Annotated in this window: 6 protein-coding genes; 4 read left to right on the forward strand and 2 right to left on the reverse strand. The window is 72.6% G+C overall.

The features are described from left to right. The 3 genes from H5J33_RS21275 to H5J33_RS21285 form a co-directional block, all read left to right on the forward strand. The coding region (locus H5J33_RS21275) for a diacylglycerol kinase family lipid kinase (protein ID WP_181796515.1) at positions 1-602 on the forward strand (602 nt) is incomplete at its 5' end. 101 nt (positions 603-703) lie between these two features. Further along, positions 704-1,075, forward strand: a complete 372-nt coding sequence (locus H5J33_RS21280) for an NUDIX hydrolase (RefSeq protein ID WP_181796516.1) — start codon at positions 704-706, stop codon at positions 1,073-1,075. Between the two features lie 312 nt (positions 1,076-1,387). Then, positions 1,388-3,913 (forward strand): ATP-dependent Clp protease ATP-binding subunit, encoded by a 2,526-nt coding sequence (locus tag H5J33_RS21285; protein ID WP_181796517.1) that lies wholly within the window; start codon positions 1,388-1,390, stop codon positions 3,911-3,913. Positions 3,914-3,926: 13 nt separating this feature from the next. On the opposite strand, the gene H5J33_RS21290 is transcribed toward H5J33_RS21285, so the two are convergent. After that, positions 3,927-4,403 (reverse strand): GreA/GreB family elongation factor, encoded by a 477-nt coding sequence (locus tag H5J33_RS21290; protein ID WP_181796518.1) that lies wholly within the window; start codon positions 4,401-4,403, stop codon positions 3,927-3,929. A 290-nt stretch (positions 4,404-4,693) separates the two neighbouring features. Then, the gene (locus H5J33_RS21295; protein WP_309485457.1) at positions 4,694-5,065 is read right to left on the reverse strand and encodes an STAS domain-containing protein; all 372 of its coding nucleotides are present in this window, start codon (positions 5,063-5,065) and stop codon (positions 4,694-4,696) included. A 421-nt stretch (positions 5,066-5,486) separates the two neighbouring features. On the opposite strand from H5J33_RS21295, the gene H5J33_RS37630 reads away from it, so the two are divergent. Next, positions 5,487-5,717, forward strand: a 231-nt coding sequence (locus H5J33_RS37630; RefSeq protein WP_309485458.1) for an urea transporter, incomplete at its 3' end; no start/stop codon positions are given.

Raw genomic sequence — 5,717 nt, forward strand, 5'->3', positions numbered from 1 at the left:
TCGCCCGCGCGCTGGGCCTGCCGGCCGAACCCGAGGCGCTCGCGGACATCCTGCTGCGCGCCGAGCCCCGGCCCGTCGACACCATCGAGGTGGAGTCGGCCGCCCACCCGCGCACGGTGGTGCTGGGCAGCGTGTACGCCGGTGTCGACGCGGAGGCCAACCGGCACGCCAACAACGCCCGGCTGCTGCGCGGCGCCGCCTCCTACTACGCGGGCGGACTGCGCGCCGTCACCTCCTGGCGGCCCGCCGACTACCGCGTCACCGTCGACGGAACGGAGCACCCCCACCGCGGCTACACCGTCGTGGCGGCCAACTCCCCTTACTACGGCTCGGGCCGGCTCATCGCACCCGGCGCCCGGGTGGACGACGGGCTGCTCGACGTCGTGCTGATCCGCGAGGCCCCGCGCCGGCTGTTCTTCGCCCTGATGAACGAACTGCGGACCGGCGCCCACGTCCGCCGCCCCCAGGTGCGCGTCCTGCGCGGCCGGGAACTGCGCATCGAGGCCGGCCGGCCCGTCCCCTACGGCGCCGACGGCGAGGTGGAGGCCACCCTGCCGGTCACCCTGCGGATCCGGCCCGCCGACCTGCCGGTCCTGTACTGAGCCCGGTCGGCCAACTCCTCGGTGTCTCCGAGGGATTCACGGGGCATCACCCGCTCGTAGCCGGGTAGGTGCAAGGTGCCTGGGGAGGGGTGGTGGGCCGGATGTCAGCGGAGCGGGCCGAAGGTGTGGTGCGGGCGGTCGTCGTGCACGACGGGCGGCTGCTGCTGGTCCCGGAGCAGCACGGCTGGGGGCTGCCCTCGGGCACTCCGCAGCCGGCCGAGACACCCCAGGCCACCGCCGCGCGGGTCGTCTACGAGCTCACCGGCTATCTGGCCGACGGCACCGAGGCGCTGGACCCCGGGGACGCCGACGGCGGGACGGCCGTCCTGTGCCGGCTGCTGACCGGGTCGCCGTCCGACGGCGGCCGACTCACCCCGGACCACCTGCGCTGGGCATCGGCGGAGGAGATCGCCGACACCCCGCTGCCGGCCCCCGTACACAACTATCTCCAGGGCCACACACCTCCCATCTGAACCGGCAGCCCCTCGACCACGGCCCAACAGCCCAACGGCCGCGACCCGATGGCCCCCCGACCACGGCCGTCCGGCCATCAGGACACCCGGGCGGCCGGGCCGGCCCCGCGGTCACGAGTGCCCCGGCGGTCACGCCCGTCCGTCCGGCCCCTTCCCTCCCTCCGCTTGCGGTGCCGTCCGACGGGGGTTTCAGTGATGTAGGGGCCCCGCGTGGGTCCCTCGCGTTGCCGACAGCGCGGATCCCCCTCGCGGACGCCGCTCGCGGAGACGCGCCGCGGACGGGCCGGCCCCCCACGCGCGCCAGGAGCTGTCATGTCGATGTCGTTCGGTGCACCGTTCGGTTCGTCGGACCCCTTCAGCGAGCTGCTGAACCGGTTCTTCGGTATGTCCCCGGCGTCATCGCCCCCAGCGGTGCAGCGCGTGCCCATCGGACGGCTGCTGACCGAGTCCGCGCAGGAACTGCTCAACCTGGCCGCCCAGCGGGCCGCCGCCGACGGCACCTCCGACCTGGACACCGAACACCTGCTGTGGGCGGCCACCCGGGTCGAACCGTCGCGCCGGCTGCTCTCCCAGGCGGGCGTGGAGCCCGAAGCGCTCGCCGCCGAGCTGGCCAAGGTGCTGCCCCGCGAGTCCGGCACGCCCTCCGCACAGCCGGGCCTGACCCCCGCGGCCAAGCGCACGCTGCGCGCCGCCTACGCCCGGTCGCAGGCCACCGGTGTGTCCTACATCGGCCCCGAGCACATCCTCGGCGCCCTGATCGGCGACAGCGACACCGGTGCCGCCCGGCTGCTGCGGGCCGAGGGCCTGGACACGGGGCGGCTGGCCGGACTCGCCGAACAGACGGCGCCGCGCCCGGAGGCGGCCCCCGCCGAACGCGGCCGGCCGGCCACCACCCTGGACGAGTTCGGCCGCGACCTGACCGAGGAGGCCAAGGCCGGCAAGCTGGACCCGGTCGTCGGGCGGGCCGAGGAGATCGAGCAGACGGTGGAGATCCTCTCGCGGCGCTCCAAGAACAACCCGGTGCTGATCGGCGAACCGGGCGTCGGCAAGACCGCGATCGTGGAGGGGCTCGCCCAGCGCATCGCCGCCGGCGAGGTCCCCGACACCCTCAAGGACAAGCGGGTCGTCGTACTGGACCTGTCGGGCATGGTCGCGGGCGCCCAGTACCGGGGGCAGTTCGAGGAGCGGCTGAAGAAGGTCATCGAGGACGTCCAGGCGGCCGGCGGCGACATCATCCTGTTCATCGACGAACTGCACACGGTCGTCGGCGCGGGCGCCACCGGCGAGGGCGCCATGGACGCGGGGAACATGCTCAAGCCCGCCCTCGCCCGCGGTGAACTGCACGTGGTGGGCGCCACGACCATCGACGAGTACCGCAGGTACATCGAGAAGGACGCCGCCCTGGAACGCCGCTTCCAGCCGGTGCTGGTCCCGGAACCCACCGTCGAGGAGACGGTGCAGATCCTCGAAGGACTGCGCGACGCCTACGAGGCTCACCACCAAGTCCGTTTCGAGGACGGCGCGTTGGCCGCAGCGGCCGAACTCTCCGACCGGTACGTCAGCGACCGCTTCCTGCCCGACAAGGCCATCGACGTGATGGACCAGGCCGGCGCCCGGGTACGGCTGCGCGGCACCGGGCGGTCCACCGAGATCGTCAGCCGCGAGGACCACATCGCCAAGCTGCGCCGGGAACTCGACCAGGCCGTGTCCGCCGAGGACTTCGAGAAGGCGTCGGAGATCAAGCGGCAGATCGCCGAGGTGGAGGGCGAACTCGCCGGCATCGAGGAGCGTCGTGAGGGCGTCGTCTCCGTCACGGCCTCCGACATCGCCGATGTCGTCTCCCGACGCACCGGCATCCCGGTCTCCCAGCTCACCGCCGGCGAGAAGGAGAAACTGCTGCGGCTCGAAGAGGAGATGCACGAGCGGATCGTCGGCCAGGACGAGGCCGTCACCGCCGTCTCCCAGGCCGTACGCCGCAACCGCGCCGGCATGGGAGACCCGAACCGCCCCGTGGGTTCGTTCCTCTTCCTCGGCCCGACCGGCGTCGGCAAGACGGAACTCGCCAAGACCCTCGCCGCCCTGCTGTTCGGCAACGCCGACCGCATGATCCGTTTCGACATGAGCGAGTTCCAGGAGAAGCACACCGTCGCCCGGCTGGTCGGCGCGCCCCCCGGATACGTCGGCTACGAGGAGGCGGGCCAGCTCACCGAGAAGGTCCGCCGTCAGCCCTACAGCGTGGTGCTCTTCGACGAGGTGGAGAAGGCGCACCCCGATGTCTTCAACACCCTGCTGCAGATCCTGGACGACGGGCGGCTGACCGACGCCCAGGGCCGCACCGTCGACTTCCGGCACTGCGTCGTGATCATGACGTCCAACATCGGCGCGCACCGCATCCTGGAGCACAAGGGCGATGTGTCCGATCTCCGGGGCGAGTTGATGGACGATCTGCGCACACGCTTCCTGCCCGAGTTCCTCAACCGGATCGACGACATCATCATCTTCCACGGCCTCACCGAGGACGACCTGGGCCGGATCGTGGACCACCTGCTCGACCAGAGCAAGCACAAGGTGCGTGCCCAGGGACTGGACCTGGAGGTCACCGAGAGCGCCAAGAAGCTGCTCATCGCCCACGGCCACCAGCCGGAGTTCGGGGCCCGCCCGCTGCGCCGCACCATCCAGGCCGAGCTGGACAACCGCCTCGCCACCCTCCTGCTCGGCGGCGAGGCGGAACCCGGGGACACCATCGTCGCCGATGTGCGGGACGACTCGCTGCACTGCTCGGTGCGCCGCGGCGCCCCCGAGGCACCCGCCGGCTCCGCCCCCGCACCGGCCGGGTGACCGCCGGGACCCGTCAGGAGGACGGAGGGTCGCCGATCGAGACCAGGACCGCCGTCGCCGGCCCGTCCGGGGTGTCGTAGCGCACGGTCTCCCCGGGCCGGCGGCCGAGCAGGGCGCGGCCGAGCGGGCTGTCGGCGGTGACCAGTGTCTGGTCCAGCGCCTCGGCCACCTCGCCGATCCGCAGCGTGTCCGTCTCGCCGTCCGGGAAACGGACGGTCACCGTACTGCCCACGCCCACCGTGTCGGTCGGGGCGGGACCGGCCGACGCGGCCTCGCGCAGCCGCTCGGTGATGTCCTCGATGCGGCGGTCCAGGCGCGCCAGTTGGTCGGCGCGCCGCAACCGGTCGGCCTGGTCGGCCTGGTCGCCGACCGACGCGGAGGACTCCCGGATCGTTCCGGCGACCAGTCGGCGTTCGTCCCGCAGGTCGGCCAGCTCCTGCTCCAGCGCACGGCGGGCCTGTGCGCTGATCGGCTCCGGATCACCGGTCATGACGTCTGCTCCTCTGCGGGACGGGTAACCGGAAGGAAGCATCCGGCGTTCCGCATCATAAGCGGATCAATTACGTCCGGAGTGTACGAAGGGACATACCGGGATAGTGTGCTGGTGTTCCGGTCTCCGGGCCGGTGCCGGCCCCTGGATGGCGCGGAGGGAGGTGCCCCATGTCCTCGAAGCGACGCCGGAAGAAGAAGTCGCGCCGCAACCACCCGGCCAACCACGGGCGGCGCCCGCAGTCCTGACGCACCCGGCGGCCCATCGGCCGTCATGCCACCGGCGGCCCCTCAGCCCTCCAGGGCGTCACGGACGCTCGGGTAGCAGGCGATCAGCGGGGTGAGGCCGACGATATCCAGGGTGCGCAGCACGGACCCGCGGACGCCCGCCAGCCGTAGCCAGCCCGTGGGCTGATGGGCCTGGTGTCCGGCGATGAGGACGTTGATCCCGCTGGAGTCCATGAACGGCACACCGCTGAGATCCGCGACCGTACGGGCCCCGGACGCCAGGCCCGCCGGGGTGAGGGCGTCCCGCAGCACCCCCGAGGTGTGGTGGTCGATCTCGCCGGTCACCGTGACGACGGTGACCCCGTCGATGGTGGACCGGAAGACGGACAGCCGCTCCGGTCCCGCCTGTTCGTTCATCTCCGCCGTGTCCGCCACGCGTTTCCTCGTCTCCGCTCGCCGGTCCGGGGCCTGGGCCCGCGCATTCCTCGCGGGTCCGGTCCGGGCCCCCTTACCGGGCCTTACCGGGCCGTGCCCCGCGCATTCCTCAGCGGGCGGCTGCCCCGGATCGCACGGAAGATGCAGGCAGATCCTGCGGCGCTCCGGCGCATCTCGGCTGGGCCGGCAGTGCGTTCCGCCTTTTCCGCGCGACCTCGCGCCCCTTGACGCCCGGGTGCCCGCCGCGGCCTTGACACCGGCTTCGCCACGGCAGGACAGCTCGACAAGTCGATACCGTATGTCGGAAGATGCATACCGAATTACGGAATCCGAGGGGTCGTCGGTGAGGGGGCGGAACGTGCGGCGGTCGGACGGTGTCCGGTGGTGGCGTCGGGGGCGGGGCGAGGGCTTCGGACGGTCGGTGCTGCGAGGACCGGCCCAGGTGATGTTCCTCGGCGACGCGCGGACCGGCGCCGTCTTCTGCCTCGCCCTGGCCACGGCCGACTGGCGCTACGGCGGCTACGCCCTCGGCGGCGCCGCCCTGGGTACCGGCACGGCGCGGCTGCTGCACGTCGTCCGGGGTCGCGTGGAGCAGGGACTGGAGGGCTACAACTCCTGCCTGGTCGCCCTGTGGTGCGCGGTGTTCCTGGGC

Source organism: Streptomyces sp. WELS2 (assembly GCF_013870595.1).
Lineage (GTDB): Bacteria > Actinomycetota > Actinomycetes > Streptomycetales > Streptomycetaceae > Streptomyces.

Bases quoted from the DNA above. Each gene is read 5' to 3' on its own strand.
- H5J33_RS21280 (WP_181796516.1), top strand. From the start codon at position 704: ATGTCAGCGGAGCGGGCCGAAGGTGTGGTGCGGGCGGTCGTCGTGCAC.
- H5J33_RS21285 (WP_181796517.1), top strand. From the start codon at position 1,388: ATGTCGATGTCGTTCGGTGCACCGTTCGGTTCGTCGGACCCCTTCAGC.
- H5J33_RS21290 (WP_181796518.1), bottom strand. From the start codon at position 4,403: ATGACCGGTGATCCGGAGCCGATCAGCGCACAGGCCCGCCGTGCGCTG.